This is a genomic window from Lacimicrobium alkaliphilum, assembly GCF_001466725.1.
In the GTDB taxonomy this organism is placed as follows: Bacteria; Pseudomonadota; Gammaproteobacteria; order Enterobacterales; family Alteromonadaceae; genus Lacimicrobium; species Lacimicrobium alkaliphilum_B.
Genome location: NZ_CP013650.1, coordinates 555,784 through 578,122 on the forward strand (window position 1 = coordinate 555,784; position 22,339 = coordinate 578,122).

A 22,339-nucleotide genomic window follows, 5' to 3' on the forward strand; every position below is an offset into this window, starting at 1 on the left:
AAGGTCGCAGTGATGCGGCCTTTTTTTATGGCGCCAACAGTTCTTCCACCGAAACGGTGTTCCGTGACAAAATCGCCGGGAGCGATTTTGAACGCCTGAAAGGCGGCCCGAAGGGCGCAGGGCAGGGATAGTCCGCAGTACTGATTTCGATACTTAGTTAACATCCTAAAAAAGGTCACTTCGGTGGCCTTTTTTATTACCTGGAATAAATCGAGTCCAGGAGACTAATGAAAGGTTCCGGAGAGAGCTTTTTTATTGCCTGAATTTGGGTATGCTGTGACCAAAAGACGAGTCGGAGTCATCATGCAATACGATCTGTTAGGTTCGAGCGACCTTAAGGTTTCACAGGTTTGTCTGGGCAGTATGACCTGGGGCAAGCAGAACTCGCAGGAAGAGGCTAATGAACAGCTGGAAATAGCTCTAGCCAAAGGGGTTAACTTCATTGATACGGCAGAGATGTATGCGTTTCCTCCCGCTGCGGACACCTATGGGGCGACAGAAGCTATTATTGGTCATTGGCTAGCTAAGAACCCTTCACGCCGAAAGCAGGTTGTTATCGCCAGTAAAATTGCGGGTCCAGGCTTATCTTACATCCGCGGCGGAAAGCCAGTTGATAGCAACGCTATCATGCAAGCCGTAGAAGGCTCCCTGAGCCGCTTACAGACGGACTATCTGGATCTGTACCAGTTACATTGGCCAAACCGCACTTCTCCACATTTTGGCAGGCACTGGCCCGACACGCCGCGATTCACAGATGTGGACACTAAGCATGAATCAGCCGGGATGCTGGAGATCCTTGAGGCACTTGGCGACTGTGTGAAAGCCGGTAAAATCCGTTATCTGGGGCTGTCCAATGAAACACCCTGGGGGGTGAGCGAGTACCTCCGATTAAGTGATCAGCACCAACTTCCGAGGATGGTTTCAGTCCAGAATGAATTTAGTCTTTTGCACACCAAAGATTACCCCTATCTGCTGGAGCAATGTGTCAGAGAAAATGTCGGGTATCTGGCATGGTCACCTCTCGCCGGGGGGGCGTTATCCGGAAAATATCTGGGCGGTAAACGGCCTGATGGGAGTCGCTGGACTATGTTGCAACGTAACGGATTATTCAGAAACACTGAAGCCTCTGAACGGGCGATCAGAGAGTATGTTGCGCTGGCTCATGATTGTGGACTGACACCCTCACAACTGGCTTTGCGTTGGTGCCGTGAAATCGAGGGGGTATCATCAGTGATTATTGGCGCCACGTCCACAGAGCAGCTCAATGAAAACCTTACAGCATTTGACCAACCGCTTAGCGATGATCAGAAAAAATACATTGCTGAAAAACTAAGGGCGCATCCGGCGCCGTTTTAATCCTGATTACAGACGGTGGCCAGCTTTTATTCACCTACATCAATAGACTGGTCAGGGATAGGCTGTAGTGCCGTGGGGGCCTTGATGATGTCCTCCAGGCTATTCACACGCAAGCCGACATCCTGGATGCTTTGCTGAATCTCGCGCATTTTACTCCGCAGCTCGTCGATTTGGCTGCTCAATTTTGGCTGAGCGCTAAGCATCTTTTCCATACTCACCTGCAGATTGTCCTGAGTATTCTGAAGCTTGCTGAACTGCTCTTCGATGGCGGTGAAACGCGTGTCATTCATGGTGATATCAGAGGCCAGAAGGTTGGCTTTGTCCTCCAGTGCCTGCTGCGTTTTATTCAGATCGGCCACTTTGCTGTTCTGAGCGCCCAGTTTGGCACTCAGATCCTGAATTTCTGACTGATTGCGACGCCAGGCTGACGCCCACAGTTTATCCATCTGTTCCCACAGCTCTTCTGACTTCTCCCCCAGCTCTTTCACTTTTACCTGCAGTGCCACAGTCGACTCGCCAATTTCTTCCCCGGTATCTGACAGCCGCCTTTCCAACTCGTTGATACGTTGCTGTGATGAGAGCAGTATTTGCTGCTGTTGTTGGTTTTCATAGTACAGCCAGCCGTTTGCGCCCAGTGCCCCTAACGCCAATAACAGGCAGACAATGCTCAGGCCCTTTCCGCCGCCACTGCCATTGTTGCTCTGGGGGACTTTTTCAGTTTCTGGTTTCGCCGCAGTCTTGGGTGCCTTGCTGCGCTGTTTCAGGTACGCCTGACGGTCTTCCTGATCAAGCTGAATGGAGGGCATATCATCTGGATTGTCTTTGTTCATTAAAGGCTCTTTTGCTGGTTGCAACTGTCCATAGAGTACCTAAAAAAACCACCTTTCAAAAGCGTGCTGACAAGGATCGTCAGTTTTTCCTGAATCGGCTATCCAACAGACAAAAAAAAGCCCCGGAATACCGGGGCTTCTTGTGCTTTAAAATAATAAGCTTATTTTTTGGCGTTTCTTGCTTTCACTTCTTCAATAACCTTTTCAGCAACATTCTGAGGACAAGGCATGTAGTGAGAGAATTCCATTGAGAACTGTCCACGACCTGAAGTCATAGTACGCAGGTGGCCGATGTAACCGAACATTTCTGACAGTGGAACATCAGCTTTGATTCGCACACCAGTGGCACCGGCTTCCTGATCCTTGATCATGCCACGGCGACGGTTAAGGTCACCGATGACATCACCTACATTGTCTTCAGGAGAGAACACATCGACTTTCATGATGGGTTCAATCAACTGGGGTCCAGCCTTAGGAATTGACTGACGGAAAGCGCCTTTTGCGGCGATTTCAAAGGCCACCGCCGAGGAGTCAACAGCGTGGAAACCGCCGTCGTACAGCTCTACTTCAACATCCAGAACCGGAAAGCCAGCCAGAACACCTGTTTCCATCATGTTCCTGAAGCCTTTCTCGATCGCCGGGAAGAACTCCTTAGGTACGTTACCGCCTACAACAGTAGAAGAGAACTTGAAACCAGAACCAGGTTCACCGGGACGAATACGATAATCAATCTTACCGAACTGACCAGAACCACCGGACTGCTTCTTGTGGGTGTAGCTATCTTCGATCTGCTGAGTGATAGTTTCACGGTAAGCAACCTGAGGCTGACCCACTTCCAGCTCAACACCATAGGTACGCTTGAGGATATCAACCTTGATGTCGAGATGCAGCTCACCCATACCCTTGAGGATGGTTTCACCGGAATCTTCATCGGTTTCTACCTGGAAGGACGGATCTTCTGCAACCATCTTGCCGATTGCGATACCCATCTTCTCTGTAGAGCCTTTGTCTTTCGGTGCAACGGCGATTGAAATCACCGGCTCAGGGAAGATCATTGGTTCCAGTGTACAAGGGTGCTTAGGATCACAAAGGGTGTGACCTGTTTGTACGTTCTTCATACCTACAATGGCAAGAATGTCGCCGGCATGAGCAGAGCTGAGCTCTGTTCTGTCATTGGCATGCATTTCCACCATACGACCGATACGCTCTGTTTTGCCGGTGGCAGAGTTGAGGATGGTGTCACCCTTGTTCAGCCTGCCTGAATAAATACGTATGAAGGTCAGGGCTCCGAAACGATCATCCATGATTTTAAATGCCAGAGCGCGCAATGGCTCATCCAGGGCTACTTTTGCCACTTCACCTGTAGGTTCACCGGTTTCAGCATCAGTCAAATCCTGCGGATCAACTTCTGTGGGGCTTGGCAGGTAGTCAACTACCGCGTCCAGCACCAGCTGAATACCTTTGTTCTTAAACGCAGAGCCACAGAAAGTGGGGAAGAAGGCCAGATCACGGGTACCTTTACGGATACAACGCTTGAGGTCTTCAATGGAAGGTTCTTCGCCATCCATGTAGGCCATCATCAGGTCGTCGTCCTGCTCTACCGCAGTTTCTACCAGTGCTTCGTGGTACTGATTAACCTTGTCTACCATATCTGCCGGTACGTCTTTTATTTCGTAATTTTCCGGCTGGCCAGTTTCATCCCATACATAGGCTTTCTTGGTCAGAACATCGACTACACCAACAAAATCATCTTCGATGCCGATAGGCAGCGTCATCACCAGCGGGTTGGCGGCCAGTACATTCTTAACCTGACCAACAACGCGGTAAAAATCTGCACCCATACGGTCCAGTTTGTTAACAAAGATAATACGGGCAACTTCAGAATCGTTGGCATAGCGCCAGTTGGTCTCTGACTGGGGCTCAACACCACCAGAGCCACAGAACACGCCGATACCGCCGTCCAGTACTTTAAGTGAACGGTATACTTCGACAGTGAAGTCAACGTGCCCGGGAGTATCGATAACGTTCAGGCGGTGATCTTTCCAGAAGCAGGTAGTGGCTGCTGACTGAATGGTAATACCACGCTCAGCTTCCTGTTCCATAAAGTCTGTGGTTGACTCGCCATCATGAGTCTCACCGGATTTATGAATTTTACCGGTAAGTTTCAGGATACGTTCAGTAGTGGTAGTTTTACCCGCATCAACGTGGGCGAAAATACCGATATTTCTGTATTGGGATAAATCTGCCATGGTTTCCTTCACAAGTTAGGGAGAAAAAATCGCGCGCAAGTATACAGGAAAACACAGTGAAAAACCTGCCTTCTTGGTAAATATTGCGCAATTTTTGTCTGATTCTTACATTACAGAGTGTTCTGACCTGATCTTGGATTGCCAATTGTTGGCAGCAGGCCAGAAGCAGGTGGTGCGGAATTTAGCATATCTGCCGTTGGCTGGCTAAAGAATATGCAATTTAGTTCAGGTTTGCATGGGCATTACCCGGTTGCGACCGAGTCGCTTGGCTTCATACAGCTGCTTGTCAGCCTGCTCAAGCAAATCACTTCTGCGCATGCCCTGTTTATATTCGGCAACTCCAAAAGAGGCGGTGATACCGTCCAGGGTCTTGCCTGTGCGCCTGTCTATAACGCTGACCTTCTCCATGGTTCTGCGCATACTCTCGGCCAGATGAATGGCCTGCGAGAGTTTACTGGCCGTCATCAATACGGAGAATTCCTCACCGCCGAAACGATATGGTATCGCGTTATCCCGGCAACTATCCTTAATACGTTTTGCAATGGCCTTGAGCACCCGATCACCCATTTGGTGGCCGTACTGATCATTGATCGATTTAAAATGATCGATATCAATCATAATCAGGCAGACCCCCTGGTCAGCCTCCATGGCGGCAATTTCTTCATTCAGTACCCGACGATTATAGAGGCCGGTCAGGGCGTCATATAAAGCATCTTTCTGGCTTTCTGCCAATTGTTGTCGCAGTTGGTCAATCTCTTTTTCTGCGCTGGCCAGAGAAGCGGTGAAATCCAGTGTTGCTCGCTTTATTTGCTGGGTTTCACGAACCATTTCCCGTACCAGGTTCATTACTTCTTCCACAGACCAGCCTTCATTTTCGACTTTTTCCAAATCGGCCAGACAATTGTCCATGGTATTTTTAAAGCCCTGCGTATCGGTACGGGTATCGGTCAGAGACTGAGATAACTCTATCAGCATGGCTTCTAAGGACTGACGCAGTTGCCAGGTGCCGACTTCCTGTTGATCTGACAGATAATTGCGATGCAGTTCCTGCGCCCGGCTGGATGTCAGCGGACGCCCGCTCTCGATCATTTTGTCCAGCTCGGCATTCAGTTGCTCGGACTGGCCGCTGACGTAGGTATACCAAAGGGCATAGTTGGTGGGAATGGCTGAGATTTTATGTTTTAGCAGCAATGGAATAGTCTGCTTCAGGGTCTGAAATGACGTTTCCAATTCATCTGACATCTTGTTACCTGCATGAGTGGCGATCAACCTTTTGGCAATTATGGCCTCTATTTTCTGGCTTGTCTTTAGCCGCTGATGGTTGATTCCGATCTTTATCCCTACTCCGTCACCTTTTGGTCACCTCTTTCATCAGCCGCTTGAATAGCTTGTCTGCACTTACTAACAAGAGGAAGTGCCAGTGAAAGCCAGTATATCTGTTGTGACCATGTTTTTAGTTTCCCCGGCCTTTGCCATACAAATTGATGGCAAACTGGATGAGCCGGCCTGGCAGCAGGCCATTGTATATGATGAGTTTGTACAAACCTTGCCGAATACTGGCACGCCACCAGCGGTAAAAACCAGGGCAATGTTGATAACCAGCGAAGACGGAATCTACATCGGTATTGTTAATCAACAAGAGGAACGCTCGCGGCGATACAGTAGTCACGATCAGCACACCAGTGCAGACTTCAATATTGTTTACTTAGATTTCGCTGGCAGTGGCAGCACCGCCTATGAGTTTGTCGCAACCCTGGGCGGCGGGACCATGGATGGCACCTATACCAGGGGCAATGAATCGAATCGGGACTGGGATGGGTTATGGAGTGTAGCCGTCAGTGAGGATAAAGATGCCTGGTACAGTGAGTTCTTTATTCCCTGGTCGGTGGCGACGTTTCGCTCATCTGCTGATGCTGCGACACGAAATATGGCTGTGTCTTTTATGCGTTATAACATTGCTGCTCAGGAAATATATTTTTTCCCGGATACCAGTCGGGTACTGAGTACCTTTACCTATGACTTTCAGCCATTTGATGCGCAGATTGCACAATCTGGTAGCTGGGCGGTTACTCCTTACTTTTCCGGAACGTGGCAGGTTGACGACGGTGAACAAGACAATAACCTTGGCCTGGATTTGGTTTACAAACCTAATTCAGCCCATCAATTCCTGTTGACACTAAACCCCGATTTTGGCCAGGTGGAGTCCGATGAGCTGGTGGTGAACTACACAAACATTGAAACATTGCGCAGTGATAAGCGGCCATTTTTTGCAGAAAATCAAAGCTTGTTTGATGTCAGGGGGCCAGGTAATCTGAAGCTGTTTCATACCCGACGCATAGGCGGAGCCTCATCCGATGGGTTGGGGGTGCAGGAGATCTCGCTGGCAGCCAAAAGTATCCACTCTTTAGCGTCTGCTGATGTCGGTGTGTTTTACGCACGAGAAAAGGATATGCAGCACTCTGCTGGTTCGTCTTTCCTCGCAGGACGATGGTTGCGCAGTGACGACGATTGGTCACTGGGGCAGCTCGCCACCTTTGTGGATGTGCCGCAAATGTCGCGCAAAGCGGCTATGAGCAATCTGGATTTCAACTATCGGGTTTCGGAGCAGACCACGATATTTGCCAATATTCTGGCTTCCCGGGTTGAAGACCAGCACAATGTAACGATGGGCCGCGCTGCCACTCTAAGCGCATCGTTGCGGCCTTCGAGGATTTGGAACAATCAACTCGATTTCAGCTATTTTTCCGACCAGCTGGAGTTAAACGACCTGGGGTATTTACCGCGCAACGACCTGGTACGCGCCAGGTATACAGGGGAATATAGTCTGGTGGACTTTCCCTCTGACTCAACTTTCCGCCGCATCTATCTAAAGGGTATCGCGGAGTACTCACAAAATACCGGTGGTGATGTGCTTCCTTCGGTGCACAGCGCCGTGATGAGATTGGACCTTAAAAATCGCTATTCCTGGATAGGTGTTGCTGAACGTCGCAGCTCAGGCATTGATGACTTAATTGCGGCAGACCATGGCAAGGTCGCGATGCCCGCGCAACACTGGTTCAAGATGCAGCTGGTGTCGCCCACATCCGATCTGTATTCCTACGATGTTGCCGGTATTGTCTATCAGGAGGGCCTGGATGAGTGGGCGCGCAGAGCAGATATCAACACCAAGTGGTTTGTCACCGACAATATAAGGGTGGAGCTTAATTTCCAGCATATTGACAGTGACGACTGGTTCATAGGTCGGGGGGCGGGAACTGTCAATCGATACAGTCGCACGCTACAGAAGTGGGGACTGAACCTGAATAGTCGTTTGTCCACCAACTCGGATATCAGCTGGAAGATTGAATGGTACGGATTAAAGGCTACTGGACAAGAAGGCTATCAGGTGTCAGCGCTGGATCTGATTCCCCGGGCAGAGCGTCCTGAGGATATACTTCGCTCTGCGTTATCTATGCAGGTCAGATATCGATACAAGCTGGCGCCATTGTCGGATCTATACCTGGTATATGCCAGAAGTGGCAGTGAAGTTGGGGCGGGATTGAACGTCAGCCATACAGAATTGATGAGGCGGACCTGGCAAGCCCCTAAGGAGAACTATCTGTTGCTCAAGCTAAATTACAGGTTGTAGTTATTATGTTAGCGCTACTGTACGGGGTATAGACCCACAATATTGGCTTCGTTTGTGGTGATGGTTGTCAGTATCAACTTGTTTTTTCCGGCCACTCTGAATTGCGCGTAGACACTGTCTGCGGCTTGCTGATAAAGACGTTTGGCAAGCCCCTCCTCTATTCTGTAAAAGACTAGCTGCCGGTCATTTTTATCCAGCTCCGCAGTGTAAAGTTGCTGCCCATCGACTTGCCAGCTTTTAAGCCTTCCAGGTGAGGACTGGTAGACGAGGTTGTCGGCGAGTTCAGGTGTGTTGCCTGCGTAAATCCCGTCTTGTCCTGAGGGCCGGACATACCATTGGTCCGTATCGGTTATATAGGCAGCTTGAGCAATACGCTCAGCCAGCAAGGTTGGTTCACTGCCGTGAACAGGACGGGTAAATAGCCCGGAGTTTGCCTCATTGCCAGAGATATAAAATATCTGATCTTTATCCAGCCAACCGAGGGAACTGATCTGCTTGTCGCTACTGAATAAGCGAACCGTTTCTCCGTTGTCTACGTCAATAACAAATAGCGACTGGCTGGCATTGACAAGCAAGAATGCGTTATCCGGTGACCAGGCTAGATCGTAAATGTACAGTCCTGGCTCAAACTGGCTTATCTGGCGAACGCTGTTATTAGTATCGCGCAGCCAGATTTGCGCAGAACCAGAACGTTTCGACGCAAATGCCAGTTGGTCGGTTTGTGATGAGAGGATGCCCAGATAATCCGGTGTCGATGAGTTGACCGCCAAAGGAGTCATCTCGTTGTCCCAAACTGTAAGGTTGCGATTTACATAGTGACTGGTTACTGCCAGCGCCTGGCTGCTGCCGATAGGAACGACTTGGTCCAGGTAGCCGAACTCTGCCGAGCTGACAACACGTTGCCGGCCGTTCAGAAAATGTCGAATAACCTGTTGCGACGGATGCTCGCTGACATGCATTAGTGAATCACCTTGTGCATGCCAGTGAACGGCAGAGATCGTGTAGGTGAGAGACATCTCCTTTATTAATTGTCCGCTGTCCAGGTGTTTTATCCTGATCAGGGAATGTCCCCTGGTATCGACATATAACAACGCAATGCGATCGCCCCGGGCACTGACATCAAACCAACGCAGGGATCCTTCGAGGGCTACCTGAGGCATAGGATCGGGGATAAGTGTCGCCAGGGATTGCCGGAACAATTGATTGTCGTGAACAAAGTAAAATCCGCTTCCATCCGTTTGCCATAAAACGGGTAACATCAGCGTTGTACACTGTGGCCAGCTTCTTTGGGCCATCTCCGGCAGTCCTGGGCGCTCCAACAACAGGATTTCGCAGCTCTTGGGCGCAGCAATCAACAGACTGTCCGCAGTGGGTGACCATTGAGGAAAGGATGCATCAGCGTCAAGTTTCCGTATCGCAACGGGTCGATTGTCCCGATTAACCATCAGCTGATTGGTTTGCGCAGTTTTATGGATAAAAGCAAACTGATGGCCATCCAAGGAAAAGGAAGGATTAATTTCCAAGCCCTGCAGACTGGTTAGCAGCTGAGATTGGTAAAGTGTTGGCGGGGAAGGCCTTACTATTAACCAGGCCAATAGCAGTAGACCAATTGCGCAGATTAGAATGCTTGATAAACGCGCCGCCGACAAAGTGCGTTGCCTGCCGGTGACTACTTGATGGACAGGCTCCACACGCGCTATCAGCCGGTATCCGCGCTTAGGAATGGTTCTGATAAAGGTTGGTGCACGGGAATCATCTCCCAGCACCTGGCGTAATCTGGTAACGGCCTTACTGATGGTATTGTCTTCGACAACCATACCTGACCATAGTGCCTCGGCGAGTTGATCGCGGGTGACTATTTGATCTGGATGGGCAACCAGATAGCTCAGCAACGCCATCAACTGAGATTCCAGCTGTATCTTCTGCCCATCCGGTGCGACGGCTAGTTCAGACTGTTGCGGAAACACATACCAATCATTCAGTCTATAAGTCTGATTCACTCGCTAGGTCCCGGTTACTCTGTGCCGCTGATTATCTGTACCTGGGCAATATCGGTGTCACCTTTTAATATCTTGCAGATGCCGTCCTGAGTCAGGGTACGCATGCCATCTTTCATGGCCTGCTCCTTCATCAAAGCGACAGAAGATTCTTTGTATACCAGTGCGCGAAGATCCGGGGTCATGGCTAACAGCTCATGGACGCCGGTACGACCCTTATAACCCGTATTCCCGCAGGCATCACAACCTTTACCCCGGTGTAGCATCAGGGGTTCACTGAGGTCGATTTCATCCAGATACTGCTCACCATACTGGCGCTTAATAAAGCCTATATCGGTCTCAGAGGCCTGATAGGTCTCTTTACAGTTTGGACACAGAGTACGTATCAGACGCTGAGCGAGAATGCCCACGCAGGCATCAGAGAAGTTGACCGGGTCCAGCCCCAAATCCAACAAACGGGTGATGGTTTCAGGTGCAGAGTTGGTGTGCAGAGTGGACAGCACCAGGTGGCCGGTGAGCGAGGCCTCGATACCTGCATGGGCGGTTTCTTTGTCGCGCATCTCACCAATCAGGATGATATCCGGGTCAGCCCGCAAAAAAGCACGCAGGGCATTGGCAAAGGTAAAGCCGATTTTCGGGCTGACCTGCACCTGCTGCAAGCCGGCCTGAGTAATCTCTACCGGATCTTCGGCGGTCCAGATTTTTTTCTCCGGCGTGTTGAGATCTCCCAGTACTGCATGCAAGGTGGTGGTTTTACCTGAACCTGTAGGACCTACTACCAGAATAATCCCATGGGGTTTCTTAATCATTTCCTTGATGGCTTTGTTATTACGGGGCGACAGATTAAGCTTCTCCATTGGCATGGCGCCGCCGGTGGCCAGGATCCGCATCACCACCCCTTCACCTGCCACAGTGGGAATGGTGGCAACCCGCACTTCTACAATCTGACCAGACATCTTGACCGCCAGTTTTCCATCCTGAGGGACGCGTTTTTCGGCGATATTCAGATTTGCCATAATCTTAATTCTGGCCACTACAGCGTTGTGATGGGATGCCGGCACCTGGGTAATATCCCGGCACACGCCGTCGATTCGCATACGGACCCGGGTCGGACCGCTTTTTTCCGCGTCTACGTGAATATCAGAGGCATTAAGTTTCTTGGCATCATGCAGGATGCGGCTGACCAGGCGCACCACAGCGGGGGCATCGTCAGACATTTCCTCTGTCTGTTCTTCAAGATCATCACCGCTGGTACCGATTTCATCGAGAATCTCATCCATATCGCCGGGCCCGCTGCCGCCCCCGGCGCTTTCACCAAGGTATTGCAACACGGTATTGGGCAAGGCCACACAGATATCGTAACTGTTAATGCCTATGGCACTCTCTATTTCCATCAAAAGTGCGGCATTGTTGGGCTCGGCCATCAGGATGATAGGATTGTCCGAAACGTCTGCAATAACCGCCACATAGTTGCGCTTGAGATAAGAGAGGTTGAGTCTGCTGTCACTCTGATACAGATGATACTTATCCGGCAGGTATCCCATAAAGGGGACCTGGTAGTGCACCGATAGCGCGTTACCAAGCTCTTCTTCGGCGATACGGTATTCTGTGGTCAGGCGTTGCGCCAGTTGCCGGGGGTCCCGGCAACTTTCCAGCAGCTGATCCAAATCTCCTGAGGAGATTAACTTTTTATGCACTAAATACTGAAAAGGCTTATTGGTGCCGCCAAGCTCATAGCGGAACTTGGTTCCCAGCATAGTCGCGAGCTGATTCGCCAGATCCAGATCCTCGCTGATAAAGTCACCCCGTTGCTTATTGATTATCTGCATGACGCCGAGTAAGACGCCGGCATTCATCACCGGCACACAGATAATATTTCGGGTTTTAAAGGAACTGGATTTATCAAATTTATCAGCAAACCTGAGGCGGGGGTGGATGGTGGCCAGCTCTTCCTTATTATAAGGATCGGATATCAGCAAGGGTAACTGACTCAATGCCACGTAACCGGCGATAGATTGAGGGGTTATCGGAACCTTAATTTCCCGCACTTCTTTACCGGTCTTAAAACGGGCTACCAGATCCTGGTGCTGACGCCGTCGCTGGAAAATACTCATACGCTCGGCGGCGAACATATCCAGAATGATGGGTTCGAGCTTTTCGTAGGCGTCCATCAGCTCCTGATGGGTTTCCAGCAGTTGGTTGATTTGTTCCAGTTGCTGATCGGCTTTAGTGGTCATCATATAATTTGTGGTCTGTTCAACTTCTGTTCGCAAGAAACCATGGCACACGTAACTTTGCATGTTAGGTGGTTTCGGCGCCCAAGGCCAACATCATTCACCTATGTTGCCACAATCCATGAGTTTTTTGCCATTGTGGCTTGCATAAAAAGCCGACATAGGTATAATTCGCGTCCACTTGTCCTGACGGACATGCGTTTTTACTCTGGTAACAGGTAGAAATGAACTACAAGGCCCCGATTGGGGGTCAGCAGTTTACACCCATCCTTCCCCAATAAAAGTTGGTGGTGAGGGTGAATTTTTTTGTTCTTTTGATTGGAGCTTGGTCGATGCCAAATCAAAGAATTCGTATTCGTTTGAAAGCGTTTGATCACAAGTTGATCGATCAGTCCACGGCTGAAATTGTCGAGACTGCCAAACGCACTGGTGCTCAGGTTAGCGGTCCTATTCCACTGCCTACTCGCAAAGAACGCTATACGGTATTGGTTTCTCCTCACGTAAATAAAGATGCACGTGATCAATATGAAATCCGTACGCACAAGCGTCTGGTGGATATCATTGAGCCTACTGATAAAACAGTAGATGCTTTGATGAGATTGGACTTGGCTGCCGGCGTTGATGTTCAAATCAGCTTGGGCTAACAAGAGAGGGTTTAAACAATGGCGATTGGTATAGTCGGTCGTAAAGTCGGTATGACCCGTATCTTCACTGAAGATGGCGTGTCTATTCCTGTGACTGTTATCGAAGCAACGCCTAACCGCGTGACTCAGCTCCGTACTGAGGAAATCGACGGTTATAAGGCGTTGCAGGTCACTGCAGGTACCAAGAAAGCTAACCGCGTCAACAAGGCCGAAGCTGGTCAGTTCGCAAAAGCCGGTGTCGAAGCCGGACGTGGTAAGTGGGAATTCCGCCTCAATGGTACTGAAGGTGAAGGCATTGAAGTGGGCAGTGAAATCACTGTCGAAATCTTCGCTGAGAATGCCATGGTAGATGTAACGGGTACCTCTAAAGGTAAAGGTTTTGCCGGTGCGATCAAACGTTGGAACTTCAGTTCACAGCGTATGACACACGGTAACTCATTGTCTCACCGTGCGCCGGGTTCGATTGGTCAGAACCAATCTCCTGGTAAAGTTTTCAAAGGCAAGAAAATGGCCGGTCATATGGGCGCTGAGCGCGTGACGGTACAGTCTTTGGAAGTAGTACGTGTGGATGCTGAGAACAACCTGCTGCTGGTCAGAGGTGCTGTTCCTGGTGCAACAGGTGGCGATGTAATCGTTAAGCCTGCGGTTAAAGCGTAACGTCTGGGAGATTAGTGATGGAATTAGTATTGAAAGACGCGAACAGCGCTCTTGAAGTATCCGAAGCTACCTTTGGACGTGAGTTTAACGAAGCTCTGGTACACCAGGTAGTTGTCGCATACGGTGCAGGTGCCCGTCAGGGAACCAAAGCACAGAAGACCCGTTCTGAAGTTCGCGGTGGTGGTAAGAAGCCATGGCGTCAGAAAGGTACAGGCCGCGCTCGTGCCGGTACCATTCGCAGCCCAATCTGGGTTGGCGGTGGCCGCGCATTTGCTGCCAAACCTCAGGATCATGGTCAGAAAGTTAATAAGAAAATGTATCGCGGTGCGATCAAAAGCATCCTGTCCGAACTGGTTCGTCAGGAGCGTTTGATTGTGGTCGAGAAATTCGGTGTTGAAGGGCCTAAGACCAAAGAGTTGGTTGCTAAGCTTAACGACCTGAACCTCAACGACGTGTTGATCGTGACCAAGGAACTGGACGAGAACCTGTTCTTGTCAGCCCGCAACCTGTACAAGGTTGATGTACGTGATGTACAGGGTGTAGATCCGGTAAGCCTGATTGCATTTGAAAAAGTGTTAATCACTGCCGACGCAGTGAAGCAGTTAGAGGAGGCGTTGGCATGATTAACGAAGAACGTCTACTGAAAGTGGTGCTGGCACCACATGTTTCTGAAAAGTCTACTTTGGCTGCCGAGAACAGCAACACTGTTGTGTTCAAGGTACTTAAAGATGCCACGAAAGCTGAAATCAAGCAGGCGGTTGAAAAACTGTTCGAAGTTGAAGTTGACGGCGTCCGCACTGTGAACGTGAAGGGTAAAACCAAGCGTCATGGTATGACTTTCGGCAAGCGCAAAGACTGGAAAAAGGCTTACGTTGAGCTCAAAGAAGGTCAGGACATCGACTTTGTCGGTGGCGCTGAGTAACAGGGGGATTAAGATATGCCATTAATGAAAGCTAATCCAACTTCTCCGGGTCGTCGCCACGTCGTCAAAGTGGTTAACCCAGATTTGCACAAAGGCGCGCCTTACGCTCCTTTGTTGGAGAAGAAAAGCAAGTCTGGTGGTCGTAACAACGGCGGTAGCATTACTGTTCGTCACATCGGTGGCGGTCACAAACAGCATTATCGTAACGTTGACTTCAAACGTAACAAAGATGGCGTAGCCGCCAAAATTGAGCGTCTGGAATATGATCCAAACCGAAGCGCAAACATTGCTCTGGTGCTTTATGCAGACGGCGAACGTCGCTACATACTCGCGCCTAAAGGCCTGAAGGCCGGTGATCAGATCCAATCCGGTTCTAATGCACCGATCAAAGCCGGTAACAGCATGCCGATGCGCAATATCCCGGTAGGTACTACGGTACACGCTGTGGAAATGAAGCCTGGAAAGGGTGCCCAGATGGCACGTTCTGCAGGCGCCTACGTTCAGATTCTTGCCCGTGATGGTTCGTATGTGACCCTGCGTTTACGCAGTGGTGAAGTACGCAAGGTATTGGCTGATTGCCGTGCCACTATCGGGGAAGTCGGTAATGCCGAACACATGCTGCGCCAGTTAGGTAAAGCAGGTGCCACTCGTTGGCGCGGTGTTCGTCCTACCGTTCGTGGTGTAGCCATGAACCCGGTAGATCACCCGCACGGTGGTGGTGAAGGTCGTACCTCTGGTGGCCGTCACCCAGTATCACCCTGGGGTAAACCTACTAAGGGCAAGAAAACCCGTAGTAACAAGCGTACCGATAAGCTTATCGTACGTCGTCGTAATAAGTAATAGCGAGGATTCACCATGCCACGTTCTCTCAAGAAAGGTCCATTCATCGACCTGCACTTGTTGAAGAAGGTAGAGACTGCGGTGGAAAAGAACGACAGAAAACCGATCAAGACCTGGTCGCGTCGTTCTATGATCATCCCCAATATGATTGGGTTGACCATTGCAGTCCATAACGGTCGTCAGCACGTTCCTGTTTTAATCAGTGACGAAATGGTAGGCCATAAGTTGGGCGAATTTGCGCCAACGCGTACTTATCGCGGCCATGTCGCTGATAAGAAAGCCAGAAGATAAGGGGGAAATAATGGAAGCATTAGCTAAACACCGTTTTGCCCGCACTTCGGCTCAGAAAGCGCGCCTGGTTGCAGATCAAATTCGCGGAATGCACGTTGAGAAAGCACTGGAACTGCTCAGCTACAGCCCCAAGAAAGCGGCTGATCTGGTCAAGAAAGTGCTGGAATCTGCCATCGCCAATGCTGAGCATAACGAAGGTGCAGATATCGACGAGCTGAAAATTGCGAAAATTTTCGTCGACGAAGGCCCGACCATGAAACGGATTAAGCCAAGAGCTAAAGGCCGTGCGGATCGGATATTTAAGCGTAGCAGTCACATCACTGTGGTTGTGGCTGATAACTAGGAGTAGATTATGGGACAGAAGGTACATCCTACAGGTATTCGCCTGGGTATCAGTAAACCATGGACTTCTACCTGGTACGCTAATACTAAAGAATATGCAGATAACCTGTTCAATGATCATCAGGTACGTCAGTTCCTGACCAAAGAGCTGAAGAATGCTTCAGTTTCCAAGATCATCATTGAACGCCCTGCGAAAAGCATCCGTGTCACCATTCACACTGCCCGTCCGGGTGTGGTGATTGGTAAGAAAGGTGAGGACGTAGAAAAACTGCGTAAGCACGTTTCTAATCTGGCCGGCGTACCTGCGCAAATTAACATTGCCGAAGTACGTAAGCCCGAGCTGGATGCGCAACTGGTTGGTGACAGTATCGCCAGTCAGCTTGAACGTCGTGTAATGTTCCGTCGCGCCATGAAGCGTGCGGTACAAAACGCCATGCGTCTGGGTGCCAAGGGTATCAAAGTAGAAGTAAGTGGTCGTCTTGGCGGCGCTGAAATTGCTCGTTCAGAATGGTATCGTGAAGGCCGTGTGCCGCTGCACACTTTCCGTGCAGACATCGATTACGCAACATCTGAAGCCAACACTACTTACGGTATCATCGGCGTAAAAGTGTGGATCTTCAAAGGTGAAGTATTGGGTGGCTTACCCGCTGCTACAGAGCAACCAGCTCCGACACCTAAGAAGAAAGGCCGCAGCGCTAAGCAAGGGGGCTAAAGATGTTACAACCAAAACGTACGAAATTCCGTAAGCAGCACAAAGGTCGTAACCGCGGCATGGCAATTGCCGGTGGCAAGGTGAGCTTCGGTACTTACGGCCTCAAAGCCGTTGGTCGTGGACGTATGACTGCCCGTCAGATCGAAGCAGCTCGTCGTGCGCTGACCCGTCACGTTAAGCGTCAGGGGAAAATCTGGATTCGGGTATTCCCTGACAAGCCTATCACTGAAAAACCTCTTGAGGTTCGTCAGGGTAAAGGTAAAGGTAACGTTGAATACTGGGTTTGCCAAATCCAACCAGGCCGCGTGCTGTATGAAATGGAAGGTGTTCCTGAAGAACTGGCCCGCGAAGCTTTCGCACTGGCCGCTTCCAAGTTGCCTTTCAAGACAACCTTTGTAACTCGGACGGTGATGTAATGAAAGCGACTGAACTGAAAGAAAAAAGCGTGGAAGAACTGAACGCAGAGCTGCTGAATCTGCTGCGCGAACAGTTCAACCTGCGCATGCAACACAGCACAGGTCAGCTGGAAAAAAGTCATCAGCTGAAGACCGTGCGTCGCAGCATTGCGCGTGTTAAAACCATTCTGACTGAGAAGGCAGGTGCGTAATGACTGAACAAACTGTACGTACACTGCAGGGCCGTGTGATCAGCAACAAGATGGAAAAGTCCATCACTGTTGCTATCGAGCGCAGAGTGAAGCACCCGATCTACGGGAAATTCATCAAGCGTACCACCAAACTGCATGCTCATGACGAAACCAACCAGTGCAGCGTCGGTGACGTGGTAACGATACGTGAGTGTCGCCCACTGTCTAAGACCAAAAACTGGATGTTGGTGGATGTTGTTGAGAAATCCACACAGATCTAATCTGTTTTGTGGATTGAAAAAAAAGCGCCTTAGGGCGCTTTTTTATTGTCTGTAGGGCCGTCAGGAGATAGGAGAATGATTAATGGTGAATGATGAATGATGAATGATGAATGATGAATGATGAAAGAATGTCGTGATCCGCCCCTAAGAAAGTAGACACCTTAATCAAAGAGGTAAGGTGTTTATGAAAGTCTTGACTAAACGGCATTACTCAGTGGACTTCAAATTATCTGTAGTACAGAAGTCCATTAGCTCACCAGATACGGTAAAATCCTTGGCGAAACAGTTGGGAATTCATCCCAGTATGCTATCCAGATGGAGAACCGAGTTGACCCGTCCACATGCGTCTACTGAGACAAGCGTTAAGAACGAAGGGCCGGAAAAAAGCTACCAGTCACTTGAGAAAGAGAACCGGCGCCTGAAAAAGGAATTAGAGCGCGCCAAGCTGGAGGCCGAAATCTTAAAAAAGGCGCAATCGTACTTCGCCACAAAGCTCAAATAAGATATGAGTTCATTGAGTGTTACCGCAGCCGACGTTGGCCGGTCACGCTCATGTGCGAAGTACTACAGGTCTCTACAGCCGGTTTCTATAAATGGTGCAGAAGAGTCCCCGGTAAGCGAGAAGAAGCCAACCAGACGTTACTGGCGTTTCTGTTACTGACAGCCGAACAGGAAGAGGGCATACCGGGCTACCGCAAGCTCTGGAAGGCAGCGGTTGACGAGGGTTTTATCTGTAGTCAGAATCGCGTACAGCGGTTGCTACAAGCGTCAGGCTATCGTTCCCGTGCGAGCATGAAGCCAGGCTATCAGAAACCCCAGCCCGGTATGCCCGTGTTACCCAACCTGCTTAATCGGGAGTTTAAGGTAGGGAAACCGAATCATGTCTGGACCTCAGACATTACACAAATTCGCTGTGCAGAGGGCTGGCTCTATATTGCCGTGGTATTGGATTTATACTCGCGAAATGTTGTGGGATGGGCGGCCAGTTGTCTGAACAGTGCAGAGCTGGTTAAAAACGCTCTGCAAGGAGCCTGGAAAAAACGCCAGCCAACGGGAAGCTCACTGCTGTTTCATTCTGACCAGGGCTGTCAGTATCGCAGTGAAAAGGTCATCGCCTGGCTTCATAAGCGGCAGGTGACGATTAGCATGTCTCGTAAAGGCAATTGCTGGGATAATGCCTGTACAGAGAGCTTCTTCGCTCAGATGAAAAAGGAGTGGCTGAGCCCTCTGACGATCCAAAGCCGTGAGGAAACGCATTTACAGGCCAAGTGGTATATTGAAGAGTATTACAATACAGTAAGGCGCCATGGGACACTCAACGGAGTCAGCCCCATGGCTTTTGAACAACAGTAAACTACAAACAGTGTCTACTTTTCTGGGGGCATACCATCGATATATTAGTGTGTTATGTCAAGCTTTTTCAGCACTCAGCACTCAGCACTCAGCACTCAGCACTCAGCACTCAGCACTCAGCACTAATCAGACGCCTCACGCCTCAGTTTTGAATCCAAACGCTCCATAACAATACTAAGGTATCAACCCCCTTACCTAAGCTGATTAAAAAGTGCGCTATGCTGAGTTTCTGATCCGGAGGGTGTACGATGTTCAGATTCGCAATTGGTGTTATATTTTTCAGTCCGCTGCTGGCAATGGCAAATGATATGTCTGTGGTCAGCTCGCCGATCTGGAAGCAAACATGGCAGACCGCGCCGGTGCAGGTTCAGAAGTATTCTCTTGGGGTGTCAGATTATCAGCACGAGATAAAGCGCTTCAGTTTTGCCCGGCCCCTGACCCGGTATCTGTCACTGTCGGCACAGGTTATAACAAGCCGCAGGGGGCTGCAGGACTGCGCCAACAGCTTTGACCAGGCAACCTTAGGTTATGAAATTATTCCCCGTCTGCAACTGGCCGAAGAGTTTGAGCTGGGTCTGGGGTATGCACGGCTTGATGGTGGTCATATGGCTTTTATCACCGGCGACAGACTGGATATGGCAGACAGCCACAGTTTTATCCTCTCCACCGAGCTGATGCAGGGACAGCCTGCTTCCAGCCTCGAAGTGAGGCTGACCCGCACCCATTATGACGCCCATGCGGTATATGATCAGCAAACCGCCTTTACGGATAATAATGTCTCCCTTTCATACCAAATACGTTTCTGAACCAATGCCATTGTATGTTTCATTGATGTATGTTTTTTTTATGCCACAATTAAGTCAATTCACACAGATAGTTACCCGCAATAAGTGAGCAGCTATCGGTGTGAACTGGTTTGACTTCTCTTAGACTCACATAGCTGTTCCGTAGACAAAGAGAGTTGCTATCAGCAGCATTAGGCATAAGGACAGTGTATCGTGGACAGTTTCGATCTGATCCTGATCGTCACCGGCGCCCTTCTGATTCTGGTTGGTCTGGGACTATTTATCTTCGGTAAGAAAGACGGTAACAAGAACTATCTTGAAGGCTTTGGTATCAAACTGGATGTCAGTAATCCGTCCATTATCCTTATTGTGGCGGGCGTTGGGTTGCTGTTAGCGCCCAGGCTTCTGCCGGCAAACAAACCCGCCATGGGCGATACATCCAGCCCATTACAGCACATCGTTACTGAGCCACAGCAACAGCAATCAGAGTTTGTGACAGAAAAATCAACTGGCCAGGACAACACGGGAAAGGAACCACCCAAACAACAACCCCGGCACTTTATGCCTCAGGGCTATTGGCAGCTCAACGATTATCAGGAGTCTGGTGTCGCCTTACCCAATGTGCAGGGGAGTATCAGTTTCGCTAATGACTCAGAACAAAAAAGGAGCTGGCAGGCTAACCTCATTTTTATGGATATGTGGGGTAATATGGCCAGCTACAGCTATCAGGGCCAGATATGGGTCGACCCGGAGGGCAGGTATTTTATCAGCCTGCTTGCCAGCAATGATCCGGGTTTTATTGCTCAACCCCGGGCGCCGCTTGAACTAATGATGGAACAGGGCAATATGCTTCATCTGGCCTATTCCTACCGGGGCACAGATATACTGATGCACTTTATGCAGTAGTATCCCCAAGTATTCAATGCATATTTTTCTCAGGCGAACACCACAGTCTTATGGTGGTGGATGATCACCCTGTCTTCAAGGTGATAACGCACGCCATTGGCCAGTGCCTGCTTCTCACAGTTCTTGCCCTTGCGCACCATGTCGGCGGCGGTATCGCTATGGCTGATACGCATGACTTCCTGTTCAATAATCGGTCCCTCATCCAGATCTGAAGTCACATAATGACAGGTTGCCCCAATCAGTTTCACACCTCTGTCATAGGCCTGCTGATAAGGCCGGGCGCCGGCGAATGAAGGCAGGAAACTATGGTGAATATTAATCGCCTTACCGGCCAGCTCCTGACACAGGCTATCCGGCAGAATCTGCATAAAACGGGCAAGTACGGTCAGATCGATTTGATAGTGAAGCAGCAATTTCTGAATATCAGCAAAAGCCTGCTGTTTGCCCAGTGCTTCAAAATCCACCCAATGAAAAGGAATATCGTACCAGTCGGCAAACTGCTGAAGGTGGGGATGATTAGCAATGATACAGGGAATGTCACAATGCAGCTCATGGGTATGCCAGCGGTGCAGTAAGTCATTCAGGCAGTGGGATTCCTTGCTGGCCAGCAGCGCCACCTTCTGTTTGTGGTGAGAGTCTGTCAGCCGCCAGTGCATATCGTATTGTTTTGCGATGGGTTCAAACAGCCCTCTGAAGGCCTCGATACTCAGAGGCAGGGAGTCGGCGCGGATTTCATGGCGCATAAAAAAGCGCCCGGTCTGCTGATCAGTGTGGTGACTGGCTTCAATAATGGTGGCATTGTGATTGGCCAGAAACTGACTCACTGCGGCCACCAGCCCGACCTGATCGGGGCAGTCAATGACCAGACGAAAGGTTTGTTGCATGGGTTACCCGTCTGTTAGTAATGAAATTGTAGTTTGGTGAATTTCAGTAGCATTGCGACACAGAATATATGACAGGTTCTGCGATCGCCAGCGACTTTGCCGCCGGTTCTGCTATCTGGGAACTTGTTGAACGTCCTCTAATCCAGTTTTCCCCGTGCCAGCTTTTCACGAATACTCAGTCCGCTATCCAGTGGCCAGCGCGCCAGTACATGATATTGAACGCCCTGACGACCCGGGCGTGACTCAAACAAACAGAACTGTTCGAAGCTTGCACTGATGTCCGGCTGCATCAGACAGACAGGAGGATTACTGGCCTGTTTACGGTATAAGCTGATGTGGGGAACATAATCCCGGTTCTCTCCAGGCAGTCCCAGTCTGCCTGCTATGGCTGAGAGATTACCGGCCAGGTTGTTTAACGCAACAGGCACCACCGAGGGGCCAATCCAGAGGGTTCTGGGTCTGGGCCAGTAGCCCATTTGATCAATGGTGAGGTTGAAAGCCTGGTTTGTCAGCCGATCCGCCTGCGCTAAAAGTGCTTCCTGTTGATGCACGGGAACTGTGCCCAGAAAGGCCAATGTAATATGAAAATTTGCCGCAGGCACCGGCCCTGCCAGTGGCGGCAGGTTAATCTCACGCCACTTCTCTATACTGAGCTTTACCGACGGAGTCAGTTCAAGACCAAAGAATAATCTCATAATACTGTATGCAGATGCTGAAAAATCGATTTTTGTGTAGGGCTTTGAATGTTTAAGGTACTTTATATAAGTGTGAACAAACATACATTTTATTATTTTTCTTTGACGTGTGCATCTCACCAGTGGCAGTTTGCAATTCTGGATTGT

The 22,339-nt window shown here is 49.9% G+C and carries 23 protein-coding genes; 16 read left to right on the forward strand and 7 right to left on the reverse strand.

Annotated elements, in window-relative coordinates; translation table 11 throughout:
* The first annotated feature begins 303 nt into the window (after positions 1-303).
* On the forward strand, positions 304-1,356 hold the full coding sequence (locus AT746_RS02675) for an aldo/keto reductase (RefSeq protein ID WP_062476056.1): 1,053 nt from the start codon (positions 304-306) through the stop codon (positions 1,354-1,356).
* Between the two features lie 26 nt (positions 1,357-1,382).
* Here AT746_RS02675 and AT746_RS02680 read toward each other — a convergent pair whose 3' ends face one another.
* From AT746_RS02680 to AT746_RS02690, 3 genes are all read right to left on the reverse strand, one after another.
* Positions 1,383-2,186 carry a hypothetical protein gene (locus AT746_RS02680; RefSeq protein ID WP_062476059.1) on the reverse strand — a complete coding sequence of 268 codons (804 nt, stop codon included), beginning with the start codon at positions 2,184-2,186 and terminating at the stop codon, positions 1,383-1,385.
* A gap of 161 nt (positions 2,187-2,347) precedes the next feature.
* Positions 2,348-4,435: an elongation factor G gene (fusA, locus tag AT746_RS02685; RefSeq protein WP_062476062.1), complete on the reverse strand. Its 2,088-nt coding sequence runs from the start codon at positions 4,433-4,435 to the stop codon at positions 2,348-2,350.
* A 225-nt stretch (positions 4,436-4,660) separates the two neighbouring features.
* Positions 4,661-5,677: a GGDEF domain-containing protein gene (locus AT746_RS02690; RefSeq protein ID WP_062476064.1), complete on the reverse strand. Its 1,017-nt coding sequence runs from the start codon at positions 5,675-5,677 to the stop codon at positions 4,661-4,663.
* 178 nt (positions 5,678-5,855) lie between these two features.
* On the opposite strand from AT746_RS02690, the gene AT746_RS02695 reads away from it, so the two are divergent.
* Positions 5,856-8,063: a DUF5916 domain-containing protein gene (locus AT746_RS02695; protein WP_062476067.1), complete on the forward strand. Its 2,208-nt coding sequence runs from the start codon at positions 5,856-5,858 to the stop codon at positions 8,061-8,063.
* Positions 8,064-8,077: 14 nt separating this feature from the next.
* On the opposite strand, the gene AT746_RS02700 is transcribed toward AT746_RS02695, so the two are convergent.
* Positions 8,078-10,030, reverse strand: coding sequence for a winged helix-turn-helix domain-containing protein (locus tag AT746_RS02700; RefSeq protein WP_197414312.1), 1,953 nt, complete (start codon positions 10,028-10,030; stop codon positions 8,078-8,080).
* 47 nt (positions 10,031-10,077) lie between these two features.
* Positions 10,078-12,297 (reverse strand): ATPase, T2SS/T4P/T4SS family, encoded by a 2,220-nt coding sequence (locus tag AT746_RS02705; protein WP_082633375.1) that lies wholly within the window; start codon positions 12,295-12,297, stop codon positions 10,078-10,080.
* Between the two features lie 329 nt (positions 12,298-12,626).
* Here AT746_RS02705 and rpsJ point away from each other — a divergent pair, with 329 nt between their 5' ends.
* From rpsJ to AT746_RS02780, 14 genes are all read left to right on the forward strand, one after another.
* A complete protein-coding gene (rpsJ, locus tag AT746_RS02710) occupies positions 12,627-12,938 on the forward strand; it encodes a 30S ribosomal protein S10 (RefSeq protein ID WP_008845776.1) in 312 nt (103 codons plus the stop codon).
* Between the two features lie 18 nt (positions 12,939-12,956).
* Positions 12,957-13,595: a 50S ribosomal protein L3 gene (rplC, locus tag AT746_RS02715; RefSeq protein ID WP_062476072.1), complete on the forward strand. Its 639-nt coding sequence runs from the start codon at positions 12,957-12,959 to the stop codon at positions 13,593-13,595.
* A gap of 17 nt (positions 13,596-13,612) precedes the next feature.
* Entirely contained in the window at positions 13,613-14,218 is a 606-nt protein-coding gene (gene rplD, locus AT746_RS02720) for a 50S ribosomal protein L4 (protein ID WP_062476074.1), read from the forward strand.
* A complete protein-coding gene (gene rplW / locus AT746_RS02725) occupies positions 14,215-14,517 on the forward strand; it encodes a 50S ribosomal protein L23 (RefSeq protein ID WP_062476077.1) in 303 nt (100 codons plus the stop codon). Before rplD ends, rplW begins: the two co-directional genes overlap by 4 nt.
* A 15-nt stretch (positions 14,518-14,532) precedes the next feature.
* The gene (rplB, locus tag AT746_RS02730) at positions 14,533-15,357 is read left to right on the forward strand and encodes a 50S ribosomal protein L2 (RefSeq protein ID WP_062476079.1); all 825 of its coding nucleotides are present in this window, start codon (positions 14,533-14,535) and stop codon (positions 15,355-15,357) included.
* A 15-nt stretch (positions 15,358-15,372) separates the two neighbouring features.
* Positions 15,373-15,648, forward strand: a complete 276-nt coding sequence (gene rpsS, locus AT746_RS02735) for a 30S ribosomal protein S19 (protein WP_062476082.1) — start codon at positions 15,373-15,375, stop codon at positions 15,646-15,648.
* A gap of 10 nt (positions 15,649-15,658) precedes the next feature.
* Positions 15,659-15,991: a 50S ribosomal protein L22 gene (gene rplV / locus AT746_RS02740; protein WP_062476085.1), complete on the forward strand. Its 333-nt coding sequence runs from the start codon at positions 15,659-15,661 to the stop codon at positions 15,989-15,991.
* Positions 15,992-16,000: 9 nt separating this feature from the next.
* Positions 16,001-16,702, forward strand: a complete 702-nt coding sequence (gene rpsC, locus AT746_RS02745; RefSeq protein WP_062476088.1) for a 30S ribosomal protein S3 — start codon at positions 16,001-16,003, stop codon at positions 16,700-16,702.
* A 2-nt stretch (positions 16,703-16,704) separates the two neighbouring features.
* Positions 16,705-17,118, forward strand: coding sequence for a 50S ribosomal protein L16 (gene rplP / locus AT746_RS02750; protein ID WP_062476091.1), 414 nt, complete (start codon positions 16,705-16,707; stop codon positions 17,116-17,118).
* Complete coding sequence (rpmC, locus tag AT746_RS02755; RefSeq protein ID WP_062476094.1) at positions 17,118-17,309, forward strand: 50S ribosomal protein L29; 192 nt, start codon at positions 17,118-17,120, stop codon at positions 17,307-17,309. Before rplP ends, rpmC begins: the two co-directional genes overlap by 1 nt.
* Complete coding sequence (rpsQ, locus tag AT746_RS02760; RefSeq protein WP_062476097.1) at positions 17,309-17,569, forward strand: 30S ribosomal protein S17; 261 nt, start codon at positions 17,309-17,311, stop codon at positions 17,567-17,569. Before rpmC ends, rpsQ begins: the two co-directional genes overlap by 1 nt.
* 184 nt (positions 17,570-17,753) lie before the next feature.
* Positions 17,754-18,922, forward strand: a protein-coding gene (locus tag AT746_RS02770; protein ID WP_156413604.1) for an IS3 family transposase whose coding sequence is annotated in 2 segments (ribosomal slippage) — positions 17,754-18,045 and positions 18,045-18,922 — 1,170 coding nt in all. Because the reading frame shifts where the segments join, the coding sequence is not laid out codon by codon here.
* 248 nt (positions 18,923-19,170) lie between these two features.
* On the forward strand, positions 19,171-19,728 hold the full coding sequence (locus AT746_RS02775) for a hypothetical protein (RefSeq protein WP_062476102.1): 558 nt from the start codon (positions 19,171-19,173) through the stop codon (positions 19,726-19,728).
* 192 nt (positions 19,729-19,920) lie between these two features.
* On the forward strand, positions 19,921-20,613 hold the full coding sequence (locus tag AT746_RS02780; RefSeq protein WP_062476105.1) for a hypothetical protein: 693 nt from the start codon (positions 19,921-19,923) through the stop codon (positions 20,611-20,613).
* Positions 20,614-20,642: 29 nt separating this feature from the next.
* On the opposite strand, the gene purU is transcribed toward AT746_RS02780, so the two are convergent.
* Positions 20,643-21,497 (reverse strand): formyltetrahydrofolate deformylase, encoded by an 855-nt coding sequence (purU, locus tag AT746_RS02785; protein WP_062476108.1) that lies wholly within the window; start codon positions 21,495-21,497, stop codon positions 20,643-20,645.
* A gap of 137 nt (positions 21,498-21,634) precedes the next feature.
* Positions 21,635-22,192 carry an RNA 2',3'-cyclic phosphodiesterase gene (thpR, locus tag AT746_RS02790; RefSeq protein WP_197414313.1) on the reverse strand — a complete coding sequence of 186 codons (558 nt, stop codon included), beginning with the start codon at positions 22,190-22,192 and terminating at the stop codon, positions 21,635-21,637.
* Positions 22,193-22,339: the final 147 nt, after the last annotated feature.

Coding starts and splice junctions, on each gene's coding strand:
- AT746_RS02675 (WP_062476056.1), top strand. CDS start 304: ATGCAATACGATCTGTTAGGTTCGAGCGACCTTAAGGTTTCACAGGTT.
- AT746_RS02680 (WP_062476059.1), bottom strand. CDS start 2,186: ATGAACAAAGACAATCCAGATGATATGCCCTCCATTCAGCTTGATCAG.
- fusA (WP_062476062.1), bottom strand. CDS start 4,435: ATGGCAGATTTATCCCAATACAGAAATATCGGTATTTTCGCCCACGTT.
- AT746_RS02690 (WP_062476064.1), bottom strand. CDS start 5,677: ATGTCAGATGAATTGGAAACGTCATTTCAGACCCTGAAGCAGACTATT.
- AT746_RS02705 (WP_082633375.1), bottom strand. CDS start 12,297: ATGACCACTAAAGCCGATCAGCAACTGGAACAAATCAACCAACTGCTG.
- rpsJ (WP_008845776.1), top strand. CDS start 12,627: ATGCCAAATCAAAGAATTCGTATTCGTTTGAAAGCGTTTGATCACAAG.
- rplC (WP_062476072.1), top strand. CDS start 12,957: ATGGCGATTGGTATAGTCGGTCGTAAAGTCGGTATGACCCGTATCTTC.
- rplD (WP_062476074.1), top strand. CDS start 13,613: ATGGAATTAGTATTGAAAGACGCGAACAGCGCTCTTGAAGTATCCGAA.
- rplW (WP_062476077.1), top strand. CDS start 14,215: ATGATTAACGAAGAACGTCTACTGAAAGTGGTGCTGGCACCACATGTT.
- rplB (WP_062476079.1), top strand. CDS start 14,533: ATGCCATTAATGAAAGCTAATCCAACTTCTCCGGGTCGTCGCCACGTC.
- rpsS (WP_062476082.1), top strand. CDS start 15,373: ATGCCACGTTCTCTCAAGAAAGGTCCATTCATCGACCTGCACTTGTTG.
- rplV (WP_062476085.1), top strand. CDS start 15,659: ATGGAAGCATTAGCTAAACACCGTTTTGCCCGCACTTCGGCTCAGAAA.
- rpsC (WP_062476088.1), top strand. CDS start 16,001: ATGGGACAGAAGGTACATCCTACAGGTATTCGCCTGGGTATCAGTAAA.
- rplP (WP_062476091.1), top strand. CDS start 16,705: ATGTTACAACCAAAACGTACGAAATTCCGTAAGCAGCACAAAGGTCGT.
- rpmC (WP_062476094.1), top strand. CDS start 17,118: ATGAAAGCGACTGAACTGAAAGAAAAAAGCGTGGAAGAACTGAACGCA.
- rpsQ (WP_062476097.1), top strand. CDS start 17,309: ATGACTGAACAAACTGTACGTACACTGCAGGGCCGTGTGATCAGCAAC.
- AT746_RS02775 (WP_062476102.1), top strand. CDS start 19,171: ATGTTCAGATTCGCAATTGGTGTTATATTTTTCAGTCCGCTGCTGGCA.
- purU (WP_062476108.1), bottom strand. CDS start 21,497: ATGCAACAAACCTTTCGTCTGGTCATTGACTGCCCCGATCAGGTCGGG.
- thpR (WP_197414313.1), bottom strand. CDS start 22,192: ATGAGATTATTCTTTGGTCTTGAACTGACTCCGTCGGTAAAGCTCAGT.